The 20,492-nt window shown below is 65.9% G+C and carries 20 protein-coding genes; 6 read left to right on the forward strand and 14 right to left on the reverse strand.

From position 1 onward, the window contains the following. Positions 1 to 175 precede the first annotated feature (175 nt). Positions 176 to 1,378, forward strand: a complete 1,203-nt coding sequence (locus ACLV74_RS07385) for a multidrug effflux MFS transporter (protein ID WP_411878729.1) — start codon at positions 176 to 178, stop codon at positions 1,376 to 1,378. On the opposite strand, the gene ACLV74_RS07390 is transcribed toward ACLV74_RS07385, so the two are convergent. The 4 genes from ACLV74_RS07390 to ACLV74_RS07405 all read right to left on the reverse strand — a co-directional run bounded on the left by ACLV74_RS07390 (position 1,375) and on the right by ACLV74_RS07405 (position 5,149). Further along, on the reverse strand, positions 1,375 to 2,229 hold the full coding sequence (locus ACLV74_RS07390) for a PA4780 family RIO1-like protein kinase (RefSeq protein WP_411878730.1): 855 nt from the start codon (positions 2,227 to 2,229) through the stop codon (positions 1,375 to 1,377). The two genes, ACLV74_RS07385 and ACLV74_RS07390, sit on opposite strands and share 4 nt — an antisense overlap. Positions 2,230 to 2,311: 82 nt before the next feature. Continuing rightward, positions 2,312 to 2,731 carry an RcnB family protein gene (locus tag ACLV74_RS07395; protein WP_411878731.1) on the reverse strand — a complete coding sequence of 140 codons (420 nt, stop codon included), beginning with the start codon at positions 2,729 to 2,731 and terminating at the stop codon, positions 2,312 to 2,314. A 120-nt stretch (positions 2,732 to 2,851) separates the two neighbouring features. Further along, entirely contained in the window at positions 2,852 to 3,868 is a 1,017-nt protein-coding gene (locus ACLV74_RS07400) for a tRNA dihydrouridine synthase (protein WP_411878732.1), read from the reverse strand. Between the two features lie 24 nt (positions 3,869 to 3,892). After that, on the reverse strand, positions 3,893 to 5,149 hold the full coding sequence (locus ACLV74_RS07405) for a methyltransferase (RefSeq protein WP_411878733.1): 1,257 nt from the start codon (positions 5,147 to 5,149) through the stop codon (positions 3,893 to 3,895). Positions 5,150 to 5,550: 401 nt separating this feature from the next. Between ACLV74_RS07405 and ACLV74_RS07410 the strand changes: the two genes are divergently transcribed. Together ACLV74_RS07410 and ACLV74_RS07415 are read left to right on the forward strand one after the other, a co-directional pair. Continuing rightward, positions 5,551 to 6,069, forward strand: a complete 519-nt coding sequence (locus ACLV74_RS07410; protein WP_411878734.1) for a hypothetical protein — start codon at positions 5,551 to 5,553, stop codon at positions 6,067 to 6,069. A gap of 27 nt (positions 6,070 to 6,096) precedes the next feature. Continuing rightward, entirely contained in the window at positions 6,097 to 6,486 is a 390-nt protein-coding gene (locus ACLV74_RS07415) for a hypothetical protein (protein WP_411878735.1), read from the forward strand. A 148-nt stretch (positions 6,487 to 6,634) separates the two neighbouring features. On the opposite strand, the gene ACLV74_RS07420 is transcribed toward ACLV74_RS07415, so the two are convergent. From ACLV74_RS07420 to ACLV74_RS07435, 4 genes are all read right to left on the reverse strand, one after another. Then, entirely contained in the window at positions 6,635 to 8,044 is a 1,410-nt protein-coding gene (locus tag ACLV74_RS07420) for an efflux transporter outer membrane subunit (RefSeq protein WP_411878736.1), read from the reverse strand. Between the two features lie 29 nt (positions 8,045 to 8,073). After that, positions 8,074 to 11,307 carry an efflux RND transporter permease subunit gene (locus ACLV74_RS07425; RefSeq protein ID WP_411878737.1) on the reverse strand — a complete coding sequence of 1,078 codons (3,234 nt, stop codon included), beginning with the start codon at positions 11,305 to 11,307 and terminating at the stop codon, positions 8,074 to 8,076. Between the two features lie 33 nt (positions 11,308 to 11,340). Next, the gene (locus ACLV74_RS07430; RefSeq protein ID WP_411878738.1) at positions 11,341 to 12,570 is read right to left on the reverse strand and encodes an efflux RND transporter periplasmic adaptor subunit; all 1,230 of its coding nucleotides are present in this window, start codon (positions 12,568 to 12,570) and stop codon (positions 11,341 to 11,343) included. A 234-nt stretch (positions 12,571 to 12,804) separates the two neighbouring features. Further along, on the reverse strand, positions 12,805 to 13,677 hold the full coding sequence (locus ACLV74_RS07435) for an alpha/beta hydrolase (RefSeq protein ID WP_411878817.1): 873 nt from the start codon (positions 13,675 to 13,677) through the stop codon (positions 12,805 to 12,807). A gap of 490 nt (positions 13,678 to 14,167) precedes the next feature. Between ACLV74_RS07435 and ACLV74_RS07440 the strand changes: the two genes are divergently transcribed. After that, positions 14,168 to 15,139, forward strand: a complete 972-nt coding sequence (locus ACLV74_RS07440; protein ID WP_411878739.1) for a LysR substrate-binding domain-containing protein — start codon at positions 14,168 to 14,170, stop codon at positions 15,137 to 15,139. A 179-nt stretch (positions 15,140 to 15,318) separates the two neighbouring features. Beyond that, positions 15,319 to 15,525 carry a hypothetical protein gene (locus ACLV74_RS07445; protein ID WP_411878740.1) on the forward strand — a complete coding sequence of 69 codons (207 nt, stop codon included), beginning with the start codon at positions 15,319 to 15,321 and terminating at the stop codon, positions 15,523 to 15,525. A gap of 35 nt (positions 15,526 to 15,560) precedes the next feature. Here ACLV74_RS07445 and ACLV74_RS07450 read toward each other — a convergent pair whose 3' ends face one another. Together ACLV74_RS07450 and ACLV74_RS07455 are read right to left on the reverse strand one after the other, a co-directional pair. Then, positions 15,561 to 16,496, reverse strand: a complete 936-nt coding sequence (locus ACLV74_RS07450; RefSeq protein ID WP_411878741.1) for a DUF808 domain-containing protein — start codon at positions 16,494 to 16,496, stop codon at positions 15,561 to 15,563. A gap of 175 nt (positions 16,497 to 16,671) precedes the next feature. Continuing rightward, entirely contained in the window at positions 16,672 to 17,007 is a 336-nt protein-coding gene (locus ACLV74_RS07455) for a YqjD family protein (protein ID WP_411878742.1), read from the reverse strand. 260 nt (positions 17,008 to 17,267) lie between these two features. Here ACLV74_RS07455 and ACLV74_RS07460 point away from each other — a divergent pair, with 260 nt between their 5' ends. Further along, complete coding sequence (locus ACLV74_RS07460; protein ID WP_411878743.1) at positions 17,268 to 17,447, forward strand: hypothetical protein; 180 nt, start codon at positions 17,268 to 17,270, stop codon at positions 17,445 to 17,447. A gap of 20 nt (positions 17,448 to 17,467) precedes the next feature. On the opposite strand, the gene ACLV74_RS07465 is transcribed toward ACLV74_RS07460, so the two are convergent. The 4 genes from ACLV74_RS07465 to pnuC form a co-directional block, all read right to left on the reverse strand. Next, positions 17,468 to 17,968: an N-acetyltransferase family protein gene (locus ACLV74_RS07465; RefSeq protein ID WP_411878744.1), complete on the reverse strand. Its 501-nt coding sequence runs from the start codon at positions 17,966 to 17,968 to the stop codon at positions 17,468 to 17,470. After that, a complete protein-coding gene (locus ACLV74_RS07470; RefSeq protein WP_411878818.1) occupies positions 17,965 to 18,294 on the reverse strand; it encodes a carboxymuconolactone decarboxylase family protein in 330 nt (109 codons plus the stop codon). Before ACLV74_RS07470 ends, ACLV74_RS07465 begins: the two co-directional genes overlap by 4 nt. A gap of 157 nt (positions 18,295 to 18,451) precedes the next feature. Then, positions 18,452 to 19,591, reverse strand: coding sequence for an AAA family ATPase (locus ACLV74_RS07475; protein ID WP_411878745.1), 1,140 nt, complete (start codon positions 19,589 to 19,591; stop codon positions 18,452 to 18,454). Further along, positions 19,588 to 20,244 carry a nicotinamide riboside transporter PnuC gene (gene pnuC / locus ACLV74_RS07480; RefSeq protein WP_411878746.1) on the reverse strand — a complete coding sequence of 219 codons (657 nt, stop codon included), beginning with the start codon at positions 20,242 to 20,244 and terminating at the stop codon, positions 19,588 to 19,590. The genes ACLV74_RS07475 and pnuC overlap by 4 nt, the downstream gene beginning before the upstream one ends. Between the last annotated feature and the right edge of the window lie 248 nt (positions 20,245 to 20,492).

Consider the following 20,492-nt stretch of genomic DNA (forward strand, 5'->3'; position numbering starts at 1 on the left):
TTACATTTAAGTCGCCGGTCTCGCTGACGCGAGCGCAAAAGCGCGAGGTCGGCGACAATGGCGCCAGGTATTTTCTGCCGCCATCGCATGTGCCCTGGCAGCTTTCACAACGCCGGTTTCATGCAGGGCCAAGGCCCGCCATCAGCAGCACGACCGGCCTGATCCACTTCCATTCATGACCAAAAGTTTCTTCCGGGCAGCCCTGGTGCTGGGCTTGCTGTCCGCCATCGGCCCCTTCGCCATCGACATGTACCTGCCCGCCCTGCCCTCCATCGGGCAGAGCCTGGGCGCCTCCATGGGCGCGGTGCAGGCCAGCCTGATGGCCTTCTTCATCTCGCTGGGCATAGGGCAGATCATCTACGGCCCGGTGTCGGACATGATAGGCCGCAAGGCGCCGCTCTACTTCGGCCTGCTGCTGTTTGCCGCCGGCAGCATAGGCTGCGCGCTGGCGCCGGACATCCACACGCTGGTGGTGCTGCGTTTCATCCAGGGCCTGGGCGCCTGCGCCGGCATGGTGGTGCCGCGCGCCATCGTGCGCGACCTGCACACCGGCACCGACGCGGCGCGCCTGATGTCGCTGCTGATGCTGGTCTTCAGCGTCTCGCCCATCCTGGCGCCGCTGGCCGGCAGCATCCTGATCGAATCCTTCGGCTGGCGCAGCGTGTTCTGGGCCGTCACCGTGGCCGCGGCCGCCGGCTTGCTGCTGGTGGGCTTTACCCTGCCCGAAACACGGCCGCCCGAGCAACGCGTGGACAGCAGCTTCGGCAGCGCGATCAAGGCCTACGGCGTGCTGCTGCGCGACCGCCATTTCATGGGCCTGGTCTTCATAGGCGCTTTCGGCATTTCGAGCTTTTTCGCCTACCTGGCCAATTCTTCCTTCGTGCTGATAGACCACTACGGCCTCACGCCGCGCCAGTACAGCATCGCCTTCGCGGTCAACGCGGCGTCCTTCATCGGCGTCTCGCAGTTCACCGGCAAGCTGGCGGCGCGTTTCGGCCTGGTGCCCATCGTGAAGGTGGCGGTGACCGGTTATGCGGCGGTCATGGCCTTGCTGTTGGTCGTCAACCTCGCCGGCATTGAACGGCTGGACGTGATGATCGCCTTGTTGCTGGTGGGTTACGGCTTCCTGGGCCTGGTGGTGCCGACCACCGCGGTGCTGGCGCTGGAAGAGCACGGCGCGATCGCCGGCACGGCCTCGGCGCTGATGGGCACCTTGCAGTTTGTGACCGGCGCGGTGGTGATGGCGACGGTCGGCGTGTTTGCCGACGGAACCGCGCTGCCCATGGTGGCCGGCATCGCGGGCTGCGCGCTGCTGGCGTATGCGATGGCGCGCGGCACGCTCGGTGGCGTGCGCGCCGCACCCACCGCGGCTCGCTAGGCCTGCATCCGGAGCCGCCGCGCTGCTTCTTCAGCGCGCGCATCGTCAATCTCACCCATCACCGCGCCGAGGTTGACGGGGCCGGTCTTGTGCGCGAAGCGGCCCGTCAACGCCGTCTCGGGCTGCAGCACGCCGCGCTGGTACAGGTCCCAGATCTCGCTGCCGTAATCCGTCTGCAGCAACTCGGGCGCGAAGCGGCCGAAAAAGCCCCGCAGGTTGGCCACGTCGCGCAGCAGCATGCGGCCCGCGTGGTTGTTGCCGGCGGCGTCCACCGCCTGCGGCAAATCGATGATGACGGGGCCGGGCCGGCCGTCGGTCACGCCCAGCAGGATGTTGAATTCCGACAAATCGCCGTGCACCACACCGGCGCACAGCATGCGCACCACTTCCGTGAGCAGGGTGGCATGGTGCAGGCGCGCGTCCTCGGGCGTGAATTCGACGTCGTTCAGACGCGGCGCGGCATCGCCGTGCTCGTCGGTCACCAGCTCCATCAGCAGCACGCCGTCGCAAAAATTGTGGGGCTTGGGTACACGCACACCGGCCGCGGCCAGCCGGTAAAGCGCGTCGACCTCCGCGCTCTGCCAAGCCGCTTCGGTCGCCTGCCGGCCGAAGCGCGTGCCCTTGGCCATGGCGCGCGCCTGGCGCGTGTTCTTGACCTTGCGGTTTTCGGTGTAGTCCACCGCCTGGCGGAAACTGCGCTCGGTGGCGTCCTTGTAGACCTTGGCGCAGCGCGTGTCGTCACCGCAACGCACCACATAGACCATGGCCTCCTTGCCGCTCATGAGCTGGCGCACGACGCTGTCGATCAGGCCTTCTTCAAGCAGGGACTGCAATCTCTGGGGTGTTTTCATGGGGTCATTTTGCGCCCGGGCCGAATACCCATAAAAAAGCCCGCTCGTTTGACAGGGCGGGATCTTGTAGGGCGCAGCTTGATCAGTTACTGAGCACCAGCTGCGCGATCAGGCCGGTGGCAACGGCGATCAGCGCATAGTCCGTGCCGACCTGCACCCACTGCTGGCCGCGCGGGGGCGCTTGCAGGTGACGGCCGCGCCAGTCGTTCACCACATACTGCCGGCCGCGGTACTCGTTGGGGATATGGCCGCCGCGGTAGAACTGCCGGCCGTGGCCGTTGAAGTGGCGGTCGTTGCGGTCGTCACGGATATTGCGATGCTCGACGGCGCGGCGGTCCCCGGGGCGGTAAACGGGAGCATGGCCGGGACCGCCGGGGCCGCGCTGCTCGACACGCGGTGGCTCGCCCCGCGGGCCGCGTCCGTCATAGCCTTGCGCAAAAGAGAGCGAGGCAAAGCCCAGCGACGCTGCGGCAATGGCACACACAATGGCTGTTGATTTCATGTCGACTCCTTGGGGTTGGTGAGTCTTCATGGTGTTCCCCCGCCTTGTAGGGGGTGCAAAGCCGCGGGGGTGTTTGTGTAAAGCCTGGTTGCAATGTGTGCGGGCTTGCAGGCTTATGGCTCAGGCCGCTTCAAGCAAGGGCTGATGCACGGCAGGCTGTTCAAGTCCTTCGCTGCGCAGCGCCTGCATCAGCCACGCCTCCACCAGCACCGGATCATTCACCGTCTTGATTGCCTGGTAAGCCGCTTCCGCTTCCGGGAAACGCCGCCGCAAAAAATTGAGCCATTGCTTGAGCCGCCCCGCCCGCGCGCGCGGTTCAATTCGCGAGCACACGATGTGCCAGAAATCGGCGATCAACGGTAGCAGGGCCGGCCAGCCCACGGCCGCCTGCGCGCCCTGCCTGTCGGCCTTGATCGCCAGGCCCAGGCCCGGGTCGCGCACCGCGCCGCGGCCAATCATCAGGGTGTCGCAGCCCGAGAGCTCGCGGCAACGCCGTGCGTCTTCGACCGTCCATATCTCGCCGTTGGCCACCACCGGAATTTTCACCGCCGCGCGTATGTCGGCGATGCGCTCCCAGTAAGCCGGAGGCCGGTAAGCCTGCGCCTTGGTGCGGCCGTGCACGACCAGCTCGCCGGCGCCGCCCGCTTCGATCGCGAGCGCGCATTCGACGGCACGCGCATCGTCGTCATAGCCCAGGCGCATCTTGGCCGACACCGGCATGTGGGCGGGTACGGCGCGGCGCACCGCGCCGACCACCGCCGTCAGGGTTTCGGGCTCCCTGAGCAGCGAAGCCCCGCCGCCATGGCGGTTGACGACCGCCGCCGGGCAGCCGAAGTTGAGGTCTATGCCGTCCGGGCCCAGGCTGGCCAGCCGCGCGGCGTTCTCGGCCATGCAGCCCGGGTCGGAGCCCAGCAGCTGCGCGCGCACCGGCACGCCGGCCAGCGTGCGGCCGCCGTTGTGCAGCTCGGGCACGATGCGGTAAAACACGCGCTCGGGCAGCAGTTGGTCGGTGATGCGGATGAATTCGGAGACGCAGCGGTCTATGCCGCCCACGCGGGTGAGGATGTCGCGCAGCACAAAGTCCAGCAGGCCTTCCATAGGCGCCAGCAGGACGGTGGCGTGTGCTTCAGCCTTCATCGCGGCCTTGATTGCATCCAGGGCTTATTTGGCGGCCAATCGCCACAGGGACGTGACTTCCGCCGCGCGCGCCGTATGCAGCGCATCGCTCGCGTCCGCGGCCTTGGGGTGGTGCGGCTGCGCGTCCAGCCTGTCCACCACCTTGAGCCCGGCCGCATCGATGGCCGCCAGCAGCCAGGCGCGCGAGCGCAGGCCCAGGTGCTCGGCGATGTCCGACAGGATCAGCCAGCCTTCGCCCTTGGGCTCCAGGTGCGCGGCCAGGCCGTTGAGGAAACCCAGCAGCATGCGGCTGTCTTCGTCATACACCGCGTGCTCGACCGGCGAGCCGGGGCGCGCCGGCAGCCAGGGCGGGTTGCAGACGATGATGTGGGCGCGGCCTTCGGGGAACAGGTCGGCCTCGCGCACCTCGATTTGCGGAAAGCCCAGGCGCTTGAGGTTGTCGCGCGCGCAGGCCAGCGCGCGCGGATCCTGGTCGGTCGCGACCACGCGCTGCACGCCGCTGCGCAGCGCCAGCACGGCGGCCAGCACGCCGGTGCCGGTACCGATGTCAAAGCCCAGCAGGTCGGCCGTGCCTTCGGGCACCGGCGCCTGGGCCACCAGGTCTATGTATTCGCCGCGCACCGGCGAGAACACGCCGTAGTGCGGATGGATGCGGTTGTGCGGCCCGTCTTCGCCCAGGGCGGGAATCGGCACGCCTTTGCGGCGCCATTCGTGCGCGCTGATAAAGCCCATGAGCTCACGCAAGGAGGCGACCGAAGAACCGTTAGCCTCCTTCGCGGGGCCCCAGGCTTCGGCGCAGGCCTTTTTGGCGTCGGGTGCGCGGCGCAGCGGGATGCTGTAGTCCGCATCAAACGGGATAAGCACCATGGACAGCACACGCGCGCGCTGCGCCTGGGCCTGGCGGTGCAAGTGGAAAGCTTCGGGGAAAACCGGTGCCGGCGCCTCAACCGGGGCTGCAGCCTCCGCAGCCTCGCCGGCCTTCTGGGCTTTGACACGCTTGTCGCGCTTGGGTTTGGCCGGTTTGTCGACACGGCGCGCCAGGGCCTGCACCAGCATGCGGGCGTTCTGGAAGTCACCGCGCCACAGCAGGCCCGTGCCTTCGCAGGCCAGGCGGTAGGCCGCGTCGGCGCTCAGGCTGTCGTCGGCGATGACCACGCGTTTGGGCGGCGCGGCGCCGCGCTCGGAACGCCAGCGCGCGGAGCGCGCTTCACCGCCCTCCGTCCAGTGGATCAGGGGCGCAAGGCTGGAAGCCTCGGAGGAAATGGGCAGGTTGGTGGGCATCAAGGGCTTCAGGGCAAATCGGGGGGCACCCCGGGAAAGGGAAGGCACGCAAACCCCGGGGCATTCATACCGTTTTAACAGATGTGGGTGCGAGCCCCCGGCCACAGCGGCCCAAGCCCTTTCAAAACACCTCGGCGAGCTGATGCCCGCCCACGCGGGTCTGGGCTCATGGACACATGGGCGTATGACGGTCATGAAAGCGCCCCGGCGGCTCCGCTTCGCGCGCCAATCAGACCGCAATCGCATCTTTTTCCAAAAACCGCATTGCAATTATCTGCCTGCGGACAATTGGCGCGAATGACTGCCGCGAAATCCCCTATGGTGCGGCAGCTGGGATGCAACACAGCACCGCCGGGCGGGAAATCAACGAATGACCGTCGGGCTTTTTTTGGGGAAGCACCATGAAATTTGAGATCAAGCCCATTGATCAGGAAGCCCTTGATTCGATCTATACACCGGAAATCGCAACGCAACTGAAGCCATTTATCTATCCCACCCAGAACTGGTCCGATTTGAGCCGTCGCAGATGGGTGGTGGACAGCATCCAGAACGCCTACTTTTTTGAAGTCAGCCTCGCCGACCGGCTGGACTGGGCTTTCAGCTACGTGTTCATCCAGAACGGCGAGTTTGCACTGGTGCGCACGGCAGGCGAGGGACTCTACGCCTTCGTGTCGATCTCACCCGGCGCGGCCGCCCGGCTTGAGCGGGTCAAGTGCCTGATTGCGGAGGCGTTGCGCGTAGGCGGCGTCTTCCTCGACGGCCAATACGACCTGCCCTCCGAATTCGGCGTGAACCTGCCCAATATCAACGCCGTTCCCAATGCGCAATTTGTGCCTTACCTGCCCGCTCGCCAGCGTGAGCAAGCAGCCATTTCAGCGCCCCTGTCCGACCAGCCTTCAGCGTCAACAATTCCCCGATGAGCAAACTTACTTCCAAGGAGAAACCAGATGGCCAAACCACACACACTGCCAGAAAGCCAGACCGCCCCCGACAACGCCAGCCCCGCTTCCGGCCAGGCCGTTGTGCTCAAGGATTCTTTGGGCCGCGAGTTGAAAATCAAACCGATCGACGTCCTCTACGAAAGCCAGCTGGTACGGATGCTGGGCACCGAAGTGGCGACCAATCCCTCCTACATGATGGGCTTTGTCTATCCCGCCACCTCGGTCTATGAAATCGACGGCGTGCCATGCCCGCGCCCCAACAACCAGCAAGAAGTCGACGAAGCCATCCAGCGCCTGGGCCGCGAAGGCTTTGCCGCCCTCCTCGTGCACATGCAATCCGAACTCGAAAAAATCCAGCAGATGGTTGAAAACAACCCGGAAGCAAAGCCGCAGTAAAAGCGGCATTCTCCAAGGGAGCGCGGCGCCTCCCCTCACCCTCTTCCCGAGTGGGGGTCGCGGAACTGGCTTCGCCAGGCCGCAGGCGCCCGTCCCCTGCAAGGGGAAAAGGCGCTACACGAAGTGAGCGCCGATAGGGGTGTTCAAGTCAAGTGTTCCAGCCCCCACCCAAAGCCCGTATCAAGCCCACCGTCGCCAGGTACTGCGCAGTCTTGACCTGCAGCGCCTGACGCCGGTTGCGCAGTTCGCTGCGCTGCGCGTCCAGCAGCTCCAGCTGGCTGACAAAACCATTGCGGTAGCGCGAATCCGACAGCACCGTGGCGCGCGTCGCCGAGGCCACCGAGCGCGATTGCGCTTCCGATTGCTCGGACAGCAGGCGCAGGGCCGAGAGCTGGTCTTCCACGTCCCTGAAGGCGACGAGGATCTGCTCGCGGTAGTTGGCCAGCGCGATGTCGAGTTCGGCATTCGCGTTCTGCACACCAGCCTGGCGGCGGCCGCCGTCAAAAATCGGCAGCGACAGCAGCGCGCCTATGCCCCAGGCCTGGGTTGACACCTTGAACAGGTCCTTGATCTCGGGCGCGGCGTAACCGCCGTTGCCGGTCAATGAGAAGGTCGGGAACCAGGCGGCCTTGGCCACGCCCACGCGGGCCTGCGCGGCCTGCATGGTGTTCTGCGCGGCCGAGACGTCGGGGCGGCGCTCCAGCACCGTGCTGGGCACGCCGGCCGGAATGACGGGCAGCGCGGTGGCCCACTCGGTGGGCGCGACGGCAAAGCTGGATGCCACCTCGCCGACCAGCACGGCCAGCGCATGCTCAAGTTCCGCACGCCGGCGGTCCAGCGCCAACGCTTCGGATTCCGTGGCAGCAACCTCGGAACGCACACGTGCGACGTCGAGCTCGGCCACGTCGCCCTCACGGAAGCGCACTTCCGTCAGGCGAAGCGTGTTGCCATAGGCTTTCAGGGTGTCGCGCACCAGCGTGCGCTCCGTATCCAGTGCGCGCAGGTTGAGATAAGTCTGCGCCACGTCGGCCTGCACCAGCAACTGCGTGCTGCGCAGCAGGGCTTCGCGGGATTTGGCATCCAGCGATGCGGCGTCCGAGTTCAACGAGAGCTTGCCGATCAGGTCGACTTCATACGAAAAATTGGCGGCTGCCGTGATCGTGGTCTGCGCGACGCGGTTGGTGGTGATGTTGTTCTGGCGCACGGCACCGCCGCTCAGGCCCACCTGGGGCAGGCGGTCGGCATCGGTGTTGCGCAGGATGGCGCGCGCCTGGGCCAGCCGGCCCGCGGCGACCTTCACGCTGTTGTTGTTGTTGCCGGCCTGCTCGACCAGTTGGTCCAGCACGGGGTCGGCAAACACCTTCCACCAGGTGCCCTGCGATTGCGGGGCCGTTGCCACGGCGTTGGCGGCCAGCGTGCCGGCATTCTCTTTGTAAGCCGCAGGCGCGGCGGGAATGCTGGCGGGGTCGACCGACGCGCTGGTGGCGCAGCCGGCCAGCACCAGGGCGGCCAGCAGGGGCAGCAGCGCGGTGCGCAGTTTGGACGTTGTGTGGTTCATGATGAACTCCTTTACTTGCGTGTTTCTTGTTATTCGTGAAGCTTGAGGGGTGCCGCCGGCTGGGCGTGCGCGCCTGCGCCGCCGCTGCCCGCGAAGGCCTCGAGGTGCGGCACTTCGCCGTGCAGCTTGAGCGGGCGGTTGCCCGTGAGGCGGCGCAGGACGACGTAGAACACCGGAGTGAGGAACAGGCCGAAAGCCGTCACGCCGATCATTCCCGAGAACACCGCCACACCCATGGCATGGCGCATTTCGGCGCCGGCGCCGGTCGACAGCACCAGGGGCAGCACGCCCATGATGAAGGCCAGCGAGGTCATCAGGATGGGGCGCAGGCGCAGGCGGCTGGCTTCAATCGCGGCCTGCACGGGCGTGCGCCCGGCAAACTCCAGCTCGCGCGCAAACTCCACGATCAGGATGGCGTTCTTCGCCGACAGCCCCACCAGCACGATCAAGCCGATCTGCGTGAAGATGTTGTTGTCGCCTCCGGTCAGCTTCACGCCCAGCATGGCGGCCAGCAGGCCCATGGGCACGATCAGCACGATAGCGATAGGCAAAGTCAGGCTTTCATACTGCGCGGCCAGCACCAGGAAAACCAGCAGCAGTGCCAGCGGGAACACCCACATGGCCGAGTTGCCGGCGATGATTTCCTGGTAGGTCAGGTCGGTCCACTCGTAGCTGATGCCGGGCGGCAGGGTTTCGGCCGCGATGCGGGCGACCGCATCCTGCGCCTGGCCCGACGAATAGCCGGGGGCGGCGCCGCCGTTCATGTCGGCCGACAGGAAGCCGTTGTAGCGCATGGCGCGTTCCGGGCCGAAGCTCGGCGTGACTTTCATCAGCGCCGACAGCGGCACCATCTCGCCGGTGGTCGAGCGCACCTTGAGCAGGCCGACATCTTCGGCGCGGGCGCGGTAAGGCGCGTCGGCCTGGACCCGCACGGAATAGGTGCGGCCGAACTTGTTGAAGTCGTTGGCGTAGAGGCTGCCCAGGTAGATCTGCATGGTGTCGAAAACGTCGGTCACCGGCACGCCGAGCTGGCGCGCCTTGGTGCGGTCGATGTCGGCGTAAAGCTGCGGCACGTTGACCTGGAAGCTCGAGAACAGGCCCGTCAGTTCCGGCGTCTGGTAAGCCTTGGCCATGAAGGCCTTGGTGGCCCCGTCCAGCGCGGCATAACCGAGCGAGCCGCGGTCTTCCAGCTGCAGCTTGAAGCCGCCGGTGGTGCCCAGGCCCTGCACGGGCGGCGGCGGGAACATGGCGATAAAGGCTTCCTGGATGCCGCCGAACTTTCCGTTGAGCTGGCCGGCGATGGCGCCGGCGCTCAGGTCCGCGCTCTTGCGCTGGTCGAACGGTTTCAACGAGAGAAACACGATGCCCGAATTGGAGCTGTTGGTAAAACCGTTGATCGACAGGCCCGGGAAGGCAATCGCGTGCTCCACGCCGGGCTGCTTCATCGCGATGTCGCTGATGCGGCGGATCACGTCTTCGGTGCGGTCCAGCGTCGCGCCGTCGGGCAACTGCGCAAAACCGATCAGGTACTGCTTGTCCTGGCCGGGCACAAAGCCGCCTGGCACCGCCTTGAACAGGCCCACCGTGGCCAGCACCAGCACGCCATAGACCACCAGCATCACGGCCTTGCGCGAGATCGCGCCCTTGACGCCGCGGCTGTAGTTTTCAGAACCGCGGCCGAAGGCCTTGTTGAAAGCCTTGAAGAAGCGGCCGAAGACCTTGTCCATGCCGCGGGTCAGCGCGTCTTTCGGCGCGTCGTGGCCCTTGAGCAGCAAGGCGGCCAATGCGGGCGACAGGGTCAGCGAGTTGATCGCCGAGATCACGGTCGAGATCGCGATCGTCAGCGCGAACTGCTTGTAGAAAGTGCCCGACAAACCGGTGATGAAGGCCAGCGGCACGAACACGGCGATCAGCACCAGGGCGATCGCGATGATGGGCCCGGACACTTCGCGCATGGCGCGGTAGGTCGCGTCGCGCGGGCTCAGGCCCGCCTCGATGTTGCGCTCCACGTTCTCCACCACCACGATGGCGTCGTCCACCACGATGCCGATGGCCAGCACCAGCCCGAACAGGCTGAGCGCGTTGATCGAAAAGCCGAAGAGGTGCATCACCGCGAAGGTGCCGATGACCGAAATGGGCACGGCCAGCAGCGGGATGACGGAGGCGCGCCAGGTCTGCAGGAAGATGATCACGACCAGCACCACCAGCATCACGGCTTCGAGCAGCGTGTGCACCACGGCCTCGATGGACGAGCGCACGAACTGCGTGGTGTCGTAAACGATTTCATAGTCCACGCCTTCGGGCATGCTCTTTTTCAGCTCCTTCATCACGGCCTGCACGTCGTCGGAAATCTGGATGGCGTTGGAGCCCGGCGCGGCGAACACCGGCACGGCGACCGCCTGCTTGTTGTCCAGCAGCGAGCGCAGCGCGTAGTCCGACGCGCCCAGTTCCAGGCGCGAGATGTCGCGCAGGCGCGTCACGGCGCCGTTCTTGTCGGTCTTGACGATGATGTCGCCGAATTCCTCTTCACTCTGCAGGCGGCCCTGGGCGTTGATGGACAGTTGCATGTCCACGCCTGGGAGGCCGGGCGAAGCGCCCACCACACCGGCGGCGGCCTGGATGTTCTGCTCGCGGATGGAACGCACCACGTCGCCGGCGGACAGGCCCCGTTCGGCCACCTTCTGCGGGTCCAGCCAGACGCGCATCGAGTAGTCGCCCGAACCGAAGAGCTGCACCTGGCCCACGCCGTTGATGCGCGCCAGGCGGTCCTTGACGTTGAGCACCGCGTAATTGCGCAGGTAGGTCATGTCATAGCGGTCGTTGGGCGAGAGCAAGTGCACCACCATAGTCAGGTCGGGTGAGGACTTGATGGTGGTGATGCCCAGGCGGCGCACTTCCTCGGGCAGGCGCGGCTCGGCTTGCGAGACGCGGTTCTGCACCAGCTGCTGCGCCTTGTCGGGGTCGGTGCCGAGCTTGAAGGTGACGTTGAGCGTCATCAGGCCGTCGGTGGTCGCCTGGCTGCTCATGTAGAGCATGCCGTCGACACCGTTGATGGACTCTTCCAGCGGCGTGGCTACCGTCTCGGCGATCACCTTGGGGTTGGCGCCGGGATAGTTGGCGCGCACCACCACGGTGGGCGGCACGACGTCGGGGTACTCGGCAATCGGCATGGCACGCAGCGCGATCAGTCCCGCGATGAATATCAGCAGGGACAGCACGCCGGCAAAGATGGGCCGGTCAATAAAAAATTTCGATAGATTCATGGCAATTCTTCTTGTTCAGGTGTCAAGGCGGGCTCAGGACTTGGCCGCGACCTTTACGGCTTTTTCGGTGAGTTCGGCCTTGGCGGACATTTCCACCACTTGCGGGGCGACCAGCGCGCCGGGGCGTATGCGCTGCAGGCCGTTGACGACGATGCGTTCGTTGGCGGCCAGGCCGCCCTTGACCACGCGCAGGCCGTTGATGTTGGCGCCCAGCGTGACTTCGCGGTAAACCGCCTTGTTGTCGGCACCCACCACCAGCACGAATTTCTTGTTCTGGTCGGTGCCGACGGCGCGTTCGTTGATCAGGATGGCCGTGGCCTTGGTGGCCTGGCCCATGCGGATGCGCGCGAACTGGCCGGGCATCAGCTGGCCGTCCTTGTTGTCGAACACGGCGCGGGCGCGCACGGTGCCGCTTTTGGCATCGACCTGGTTGTCGACCAGCTGCAGCCGGCCTTCAAACGGCGTGTCGGTGCTGGCGGCGGTGCCCATCTGCACCGGGATGCGTTCCAGGTTGCGGCTGGCCGGGCCGCCGTTGCCGCCCACGTCTTTCAGGGCCTTGGTCACGACCTGCTCGTCGGCATCAAAGCTCGCGTAGATCGGGCTCACCGAGACCAGCGTGGTCAGCACCGGCGCGCCGGGGCCGGCGGCCACCAGGTTGCCCACGGTCACTTCGAGCTTGCCGACACGGCCGGCGACCGGCGCGCGCACCTGGGTGTAGCCCAGGCTCAGTTGCGCGGTTTGCAGCGCGGCCTGCGCGGCGCGCAGGTTGGCGTCGGCTTCGCCCTTGCCGTTGGTGCGTTCGTCGAATTCACGCTTGGAGATGGCCTGCTCGCCCCACAGGCGTTGCGAGCGTTCCTGCTCGCCCTTTGCTTGGGTGACACGGGCCTGGGCGGCCGCGACCTGCGCATCGGCGCGTTCCACGTCGGCGGCGTACGGCGCCGGGTCTATCGTCAGCAGCAGGTCGCCCTTCTTGACGAGCGCGCCTTCGCGGAAGTGCACGGACTGGATGGTGCCGGCCACGCGCGAACGGATGTCCACGCGCTCGACCGCCTCCAGCCGGCCCGAGAACTCGTCCCAGGCGGAGACGTCGCTCTGCACGACGGTCGCGACCGACACGGGGGTGGCCTGGGGTTCAGCCGCGCCGGGCTGGGCGCGGGTGCTGGAGACGCCGAACACGGCGGCGGAGATGCCGGTCACGGCCAGCACGGCGAGGACCACGGCCAGAAGGCGGCGTTTGGGGGTATGGAGTTGGATCGATGGCATTTGAATTCTCTCGAAGATGAATGGATGAAACTGGTGAATCTGGAAAAGGGGGAATGAAATGGGCCTCAGGCACACATCGCATGCGAGGGCGCGCAACAACACGCGTCCTGGGATGCCTCAGCGGCTTCAACGCGGCGCGGCCTTGCCGCACGGCGCTTGTCGGTATTCGGGTGAATCAATGTCATGGAAAGCTCCCTCAAAGAAAAAACGTTGGATTTAGTTGAACTCGTGAAATCAGGACACGGCGCTGTGCGCGGCCGTCCGCGCGTCCAGCGCAGTGGCGAAGAAACGGCTGAAGCGCTCATGCAGGATGGGCCGCCAGGCTTCCTTGTAGTCCGCCGGCTGCAGGTAGCTGCAGGGCCAGCCGGTGGGAACAGGCAAGACCGTGTCGTGCGCGACCAGGCCGGCGTCGCGAAGGCGCGCGGCATAGGCCAGCGTCTCGTCGCGCAACGGGTCGTCCTGCGCCGTGATCAGCAAGGTGGGCGGCAGGCCGGCCAGGCGGAAAGCCGAACCGGGCGCGGCATACGGGTGGCTGGCATCCTCCAGGCGCGGCAGGTAGTTGTGCCAGCCGTCGGCCCAGGTGCAGCCCACCGGGCCGGCTTCGGCGTCACGCAGCGAAGCGGTGGCCAGGCAAGGGTCCAGCATGGGCGACAGCAGGATCTGCCCGGCCAGCGCCGGTTCCTGCAGGTCGCGCGCCATCAGGGCCACCGCCGCGGCAATGTTGCCGCCGGCTTCCTCGCCCGCCACAAACACCGGCGCACCGGCGCCGGCCAGCTTGTGCCGGGCCTTGAAAGCCCACTCCAGGGCGGCATAGCCCATTTCAATGGCGCTGGGAAACGGGTGCTCGGGCGCCAGCGGATAGTCCAGCGACATCACCACGGCGCCGGCATCCGCCAGCAGCCCGGCCACGCAGGAGCCGCTTTCCAGCGAGCCTCCCACAAAGGCGCCCGCATGGAAGTGCAGCACCAGCGGCGACACGCCGGTGCCCTTGCGGCGGCCATAGAAACGCACATCCAGCGGTTTTTTCAGCGCAAGCTGGATCTGTTTCTCTACCCACGGCGGGCTGGTTTTAAAGTCGCCGGTGAGGGCGGGCTGCTGGCTTTTCATCGTCGTGGCCACGTAGGGCCTCCGGTTTGTTGCAATGCAGCAGAAGATACGCGCCAGCCATCACTTAATAAATAGCCGTTTTGTTTATTCTTTATTTCACTGGTGCAACAATGAGGGTATGAATACGCTCTGCCCGCAAGGAACGAGGCGATTTGCCTCGCAAGGCCCTGTCTGCCCCGTTTGCCTGTTTGAGGGCATCCGGGCGCGAAGTGTGGGCCTTGCCAAGCCGGCAAGCTCATCAGACCAAGGGAAAACCCGGACGAATGCAAGGGCTATTGGCGAGCAACCGCAGGAAGCGGCCATGATGGTCACAATCGCCCCTCTGCCCCTCCCCCAGTGGACCTCCGCTCGCGGGTATCCCCCGACTTTCCTTTTACTTTTCCGTACCGCCCCGCAGCCATCCGCCGCAGGAAACGAGGCAGCCGGCCTACCCGCCCGGACGCCTGAAGCGCACTGACACTGACAGACCCTTACCAGGACAGGACTTCTCATGGACAAGTTTTCCGCAATGCAGGCCTTTGTACGGGTCGTGGAAGCCGGCACGTTCACCAAAGCCGCCGACTCCATGGGCATGCCCAAGCCGACCGTGACGCGGCTGATCCAGACGCTGGAGCTGTCGCTGGATACCAAGCTGCTCAACCGCACCACACGCAAGGTCACCGTCACGGCCGACGGCGCGGCCTATTACGAACGCGCAGGCCGCCTGCTCGGCGAGATGGAAGAGCTCGAATCGAGCATGTCGCGCGCCAAGGCCAGCCCGCGCGGCCGGCTCAAGGTGGACATCCCTTCTTCCATCGGCATGGCGGTGGTGATTCCCGCCTTGCCCGATTTTTACGCGCGCTATCCCGACATCCAGCTGGAGCTGGGCGTGAGCGACCGGCCCGTCGACATCCTGGCCGAGAACGTGGACTGCGTGATACGCGGCGGCGAGATCACCGACCAGTCGCTGGTGGCGCGCCGCATCGGCGAGTTCTACCTGATGTCCTGCGCCTCGCCGGCCTACCTCAAGCGCCATGGCACGCCCCAGCACCCGAAGGAACTCGTGCACGGGCACAGGCTGATCCGCTATATGTCGCCGCGCGACGGCAAGCTCTACGGCGTGACCTTGCACAAGGACGGCGAAAGCGTGGAAGTCGAGGGCTACCACCAGCTCGCGGTCAACGACTCGAACGCCGGCGTGGCGGCCGCGCTCGCCGGCCTGGGCATCCTGCAGACCGTCACCTTCCTGGTCCAGCAGCACATCAGCAGCGGCGTGCTGGAGCCGCTGTTCAACGGCTGGTGCTCGGAGGCCAAGCCCATCCATGTGGTCTACCCGCCGAACCGCCACCTGAGCAACAAGGTGCGCGTCTTTGTCGACTGGATCGCCGAGCTCTTCGCCAAGCACGACCTGATCCAGCGCAAGAGCACCTTGCCCTCACGCGTCACGCGCGGCCAGGCGGTGGCCGAAGCGATTGCGGATTAAGCGCCGCGCTACCCATGGCCGGCCGGGGCCTTCTCCCGGTCTCTCCTACAGGCGCCGTCATCGACAGCCTACATCGGGTGCAGCGTGTGCGGCTTAAGGTCGGATGTCCGTTGAATGCCGCGATGTCTCGCGTGCATCCGCAACCATCCTGCCAACGCTTTGACTTGCGAAAGACCCTGATGCCAAGATTGAAAGCCCCCGCACCCGATGTCGAAAGCCGCAAGGCACTGGAGCAGCGGGCCCGGGAAGCAGCCCTGCCCGCGCCGCCCCAGCAAAAAGGCCGCTGGCCTTTTCCCGTGACGGATGACCAGCCCGCCGGCGAAGCCACAAGCCGGGACGAGGATTCACCGCAAAAACCGGCGCGCCCGGGCAAGTCCAACGCCTGACAACCGGAGCGGCCCTTTTGGGCCGTGAACAGCGTCTAGGAAGGCCGCCGCAAGCGCTTGATCGCGCTGACAGCCAGCAGCACCAGCGCGCCCGCCGCCAGTCCCACCACCGCGTCCATCAGCAGCGGCGTGAGCCCGGCCAGAAAAGCACCCGCGCCATCCGCCACCCGCTGTGTGACCATTTCAATCAAGTGATGCAAGGGCGCGAAGCCGTGCGTGAGGATGCCGCCGCCCACCAGGAACATCGCGATGGTGCCCGCCACCGACAAGCCCTTCATGAGCCAGGGCGCGGCCCACAGGATGGCCAGCCCCAGGCTGCGCTGCAGGCGCGGCCACGCGTCCTCACCCGCGCGTTGGCTCAGGTACAAGCCGCCGTCATCCAGCTTCACGATGCCGGCCACCAGGCCGTACACGCCCACCGTCATCAGCAGCGCAATGCCGCACAGCACGGTGAGCTGCGTCACGAAAGGGCTGCCCTGCACCGTGCCCAGGGTGATCGCGATGATCTCGGCCGACAAAATAAAGTCCGTGCGCACCGCGCCCTTGATCTTGTCTTTTTCCACCGCGACCAGGTCCACCGCGGGGTTGGACAAGGCCGTCGTCAGCGCCTCGTGCTCGGCCGCCTGCTCGTGTGCGCTGTGCATGAATTTGTGCGCGAGTTTTTCAAAACCTTCGTAGCAGAGGAAAGCGCCGCCCACCATCAGCAGCGGCGTCACCGCCCAGGGCGCGAACGCGCTGATGGCCAGCGCCGCCGGCACCAGGATGGCCTTGTTGATGAAAGAACCACGCGCCACGGCCCAGACCACCGGCAGCTCGCGGTCTGCCTTGACGCCGGAGACCTGCTGGGCGTTCAGCGCCAGGTCGTCACCGAGCACGCCGGCGGTTTTTTTGGCCGCCACCTTGGAAAGCAGCGCCACGTCGTCCAGCACGGTGGCGATGTCGTCGATCAATGCAAGCAGGCTGCTGGCCATAGGGGTTCTTTTCGTGAATGCCGCGGCGAATGGGCCGTGGTGGTGTGGAACAGGCATCCGGCGCATGTTGTTGTATTTATGGCGCGCCGAGGAAGAGCCGCCTACTGTACCCAAATTCCATGGCGCCAAAAGCAAAGCCGCCCGCAGGCGGCTTTTTGCCGGATGAGGCGCAGGCTCAGCGCGCGGTCAGCCGCCCCAGGATAAATCCGATGGCCAGCGCCGCGCCCACGGCTTCCAGCGGCTTTTCCTGCACCCAGGATTTGGACGCTTCCAGCGCGTGCGCGGGTGCTTCAGTGATGCGGCGCGTCTGGTCGGCGAACCGGTCGGCCACACCGCTGGCGGTGCCGGCCAGCTTGTCGATACCCTGGTGCGCCGCGGAGGATGCGCGCTCCACCGCGCTGCGCGCCGGGTCCGCGACTTTGTCGATGCCGCTGTGGAGCGCGGCGCCGGCGGTTTCCACACCGCGCTGGATAGGGTTGTCGTTGGCAGGTGATGCTGTGGTTTTGTCCATGATGCTTCTTTCAAAAAAATTCCACAAAATAGCGGCAGGCGCTGCCGCTCAATGTGTCGGTGAATGAGGTGTACCTGTTGTACTGTAGGCAGCCATGCGGCGACGGTATGTGCGTCGCCGGGCAGGCCGGATGTAGGACAAGAGAGGGTTGCGAAAGCCCGGAGCTTGTCGGCCTGCACTGACAGTGAAACAGCCGCTTGGCTTGGCGGCCCCCATTGCCCGCTCGCGCATCATCAAGCCTTGTCCACAAGGAGAAGACCATGCCCAGGATAGCCAGCAGACCCGCCCTGCGAACCGGCGCAGCCGATAACGGCCAGCCGCGCAACGGCCCACCCGAAGAATCGCCGGATGACGACGATGCGCTGGAGTTGCCGGTGGAGCCGGATGAAGGAACGCCGCTGATTCCTGATGATGAGCGGGTGATTAATGTGCCGTCTTGAGGCGATGGCCCTGCGCGGCCTTACCCTGTCAGCGTCTTGAACATCACAAACGCGTCCACCAGCCCCAATCGCTGATGCCGGAAAGCCCCCGGCAAAGTCGCGACCACATCAAACCCCAGCCTGCGCCACAAGCTGACGGCACGTTCGTTGGTCGAGACGACGAGGTTGAACTGCATCGCCAGAAATCCCATGGCCAGCGCCTCGCGCTGCGAGTGTTCGCACATCGCCGACGCCAGGCCCCGGCCCTGCGCTTCAGGCGCCACCACGTAGCCGCAGTTGCAGACGTGTGAGCCCAGGCCAGGCTGGTTGGGTTTGATGAAATAAGTGCCCAGCACCGGCCCGTCCCCTTCCCGCACCACATAAGTAGCCCGAGGAACCTCCATCCAGGCGGCGTGGATTTCGGCTTCCGTGCTGTTGGGCGAAAAGGCGTAGGTATCGCCCGCCTCAAACGTGGTGCGCAGCAGCGGCCAGACGGCCGGCCAGTCGGCCTCCTCGCAGCGGTGTATCTGTGCCTGCGTCATGACTGGGGCGCGTCCACCACTTCGGCGGCGCTGCGGAACGCCTCCACCGCGGCGGGCAAGCCGCAGTAAATGCTCGCGTGCAGCAACACTTCCTGCAATTGTTCGGGCGTCACGCCGTTGTTAAGCGCGCCGCGCACATGGCCCTTGAGTTCATGCTGCTTGCCCATGGCCGCCAGCATGGCGACCGTGATCATGCTGCGCGTCTTCAGGTCCAGCCCCGGCCGCTGCCATACGTCACCCCAGGCATTGCGGGTGATGTACTGCTGGATGGGCATGGAAAAGTCGCTCGCCTTGCCGAAGGCGTTGGCCACAAAATCCTCGCCCATCACCTGCTTGCGGGTGGCGAGGCCTTTGTCGAAATCCTTGGGTGCTTGCGAGTCGGTGGGTGGGATCACGGTGTGCTCCGAAAAATCCCGAGGATAGTGCAAAAAGCAGCTGAGCCGGGCCTTGTCCCGCGCGTCCGGCTTGCGGTCGTGCAGCCGGCTAGCTCTGCGCCAGTTGCTGCCTTTGCTCCAACGGTGCCGCGAACTGCCACGCCTTCTCCAGCAACGCGTCCACCGCGGCCAGCGCGCTGCGGCAGCGCGCATCGGGACTTCCTTCGACTTCCAGCCAGGGCACGCCTTGTTCGCGCAGCACGGCCCGAAAGCGCTCGGTCATCCAGCCGCGCAGGTGTTCGCCGTCGCGCAAACCGTCGTCTTCGAAAGGAACGCCCGTGTCGCTCGTCAACAGGTACAAGGCACGTGGCGGCATGGCAGCGGCCAGGCGCGCGACCTGCGGGGAGGGCTGGCCCATGTAGCGCTCATGCCAGATGCAGGTGGCGAAGGCATCGGTATCGCAGACCAGAACCGGGCTGCCATGGCGCGCGGCTTCCTCTTCCTGCCGGCATTGCTCGGCCGCGATGACCGTGAAATCGGCGGACTGCCAGCTGATGTCGGCCGCCGTGGCGTCGGGCTTGAAGGCCCGCGCCAGGGCCAGCAGGTTGAGGCTGTGTTCGCGGCCGTACTCCGCGACCCAGGCGGTGCCGGCCCAGGTTCCGCCGCGCCGGCGCAAGGCATCGGCCAGGTCTCGCGCGAGCGTGGTGGTTCCCGTGGATTCGGCCCCCAGCACGACCACACGCAGGGCCAGCCCCGCCCGCACGGCCGGAGGCAACAGGTCCCACTGCGAGACCGGGTGGGCGCGGGCGGCGGTGCCCGATACCGGGTACAGCGTGCGCGCGTTGTCCAGGCACACGTGGGCGGCGCCAAAATGGCGCGCCAGTTCGCCGCCGTAGTGTTCCGACGTGAAGACCGCGTCAACTGCCGGAGCCTTGCCGTATTCGTGGTCCGCGGCCTGCACGGCTTTGCGCATGATCGCGACGTGGGAGGCCCAGGCGGCGGGGCTGTTGTAGTCAACCGGCACGTCGTCAAGCTCGCCGACGATGCGCACGTGGCGCTCGGTGGAAAAAATGTCGCGCAGCCATGCGACGCGGCGCGCGATGGAAATCGATTCGACGCTGGAACCCAGCACGCCCACCGTCACCGAGCGGCAATGCCGGGCCGCCGTGCGGATGAGGTACTCATGCCCGCGGTGCGGTGGGTAAAACTTGCCGATCACCAGCCCGTGCGCGTAGTCGACACGCTTCATGAAAGGGCTTTCGCCGCGGCGTAGTGTCCCGGGAGCACCGGCATCGGCAACTTGCCGAGTTGCCGCCAGTGCCACCAGCCCCTGATGCAGATCAGCAAAAACACGAAAGACAGGCCGGAGATAAGCGGCAAATCGCGGCTCCAGTACAGCGGAATGGACACCAGGTCGACCGCGATCCACCAGCCCCAGCTGGATATCTGCCGCCGGTTGAGCTGCCACTGCGCGCACAGGCTGAGCGCGGTGACCAGGGCGTCCACGGGCGGGGCGTTCCCCTTCAGCCTGAGCAGCACTTCCCACAACACCAGCGTCAGGACGCCGGCCACGACGAGCAGGACCAGCTGTTCACGCAGGCTGGTGCCGGACACCTGGCCGCCTCCCGCGGCGGGCTTGCGGCGCCGCCACATGATCCAGCCTTGGGCCGACAGCACGATAAAAACAATTTGCAGGGAGGCATCGGCAAAGAGCCGCTGCTGCAGGAACACCAGCCCCAGCACGGCACTGCTGAGGATGCCGGCGGGAAAATTCCAGATGCTGGCGCGCGCCGTCAACCAGACGCACAGCACGCCGGTGAGAAAGCCGAACATGTCGCCGAACGACATGGGCATGCCCCCCGCAAAAAACAGCGCTTGTGTCAGGGGGGCAAGAAAGTCCATGGGGATGAATGCGGGAGTTGGGGGGTCCTGCATGGTATGCCAGCCCGGGATACGCACTCCCGTCATACGGGCCCGGCAACATTGCCTATCGGTGCCGTGAAAAATTACTATCGCCGGATGCTTGCACTCGCAATAGTCTTTGGCCACAATCAATTCACTCTCAATAGCTTTGGCCTATTGATTAAGTGCAGTAACCGGGAATCCAGAACAACACGCCGGTCCAGATCATTCACTTCAGCCACTTTGAC

Origin of the sequence: Polaromonas sp. YR568, from assembly GCF_943369415.1 — a bacterium.
GTDB lineage: Bacteria > Pseudomonadota > Gammaproteobacteria > Burkholderiales > Burkholderiaceae_C > Polaromonas.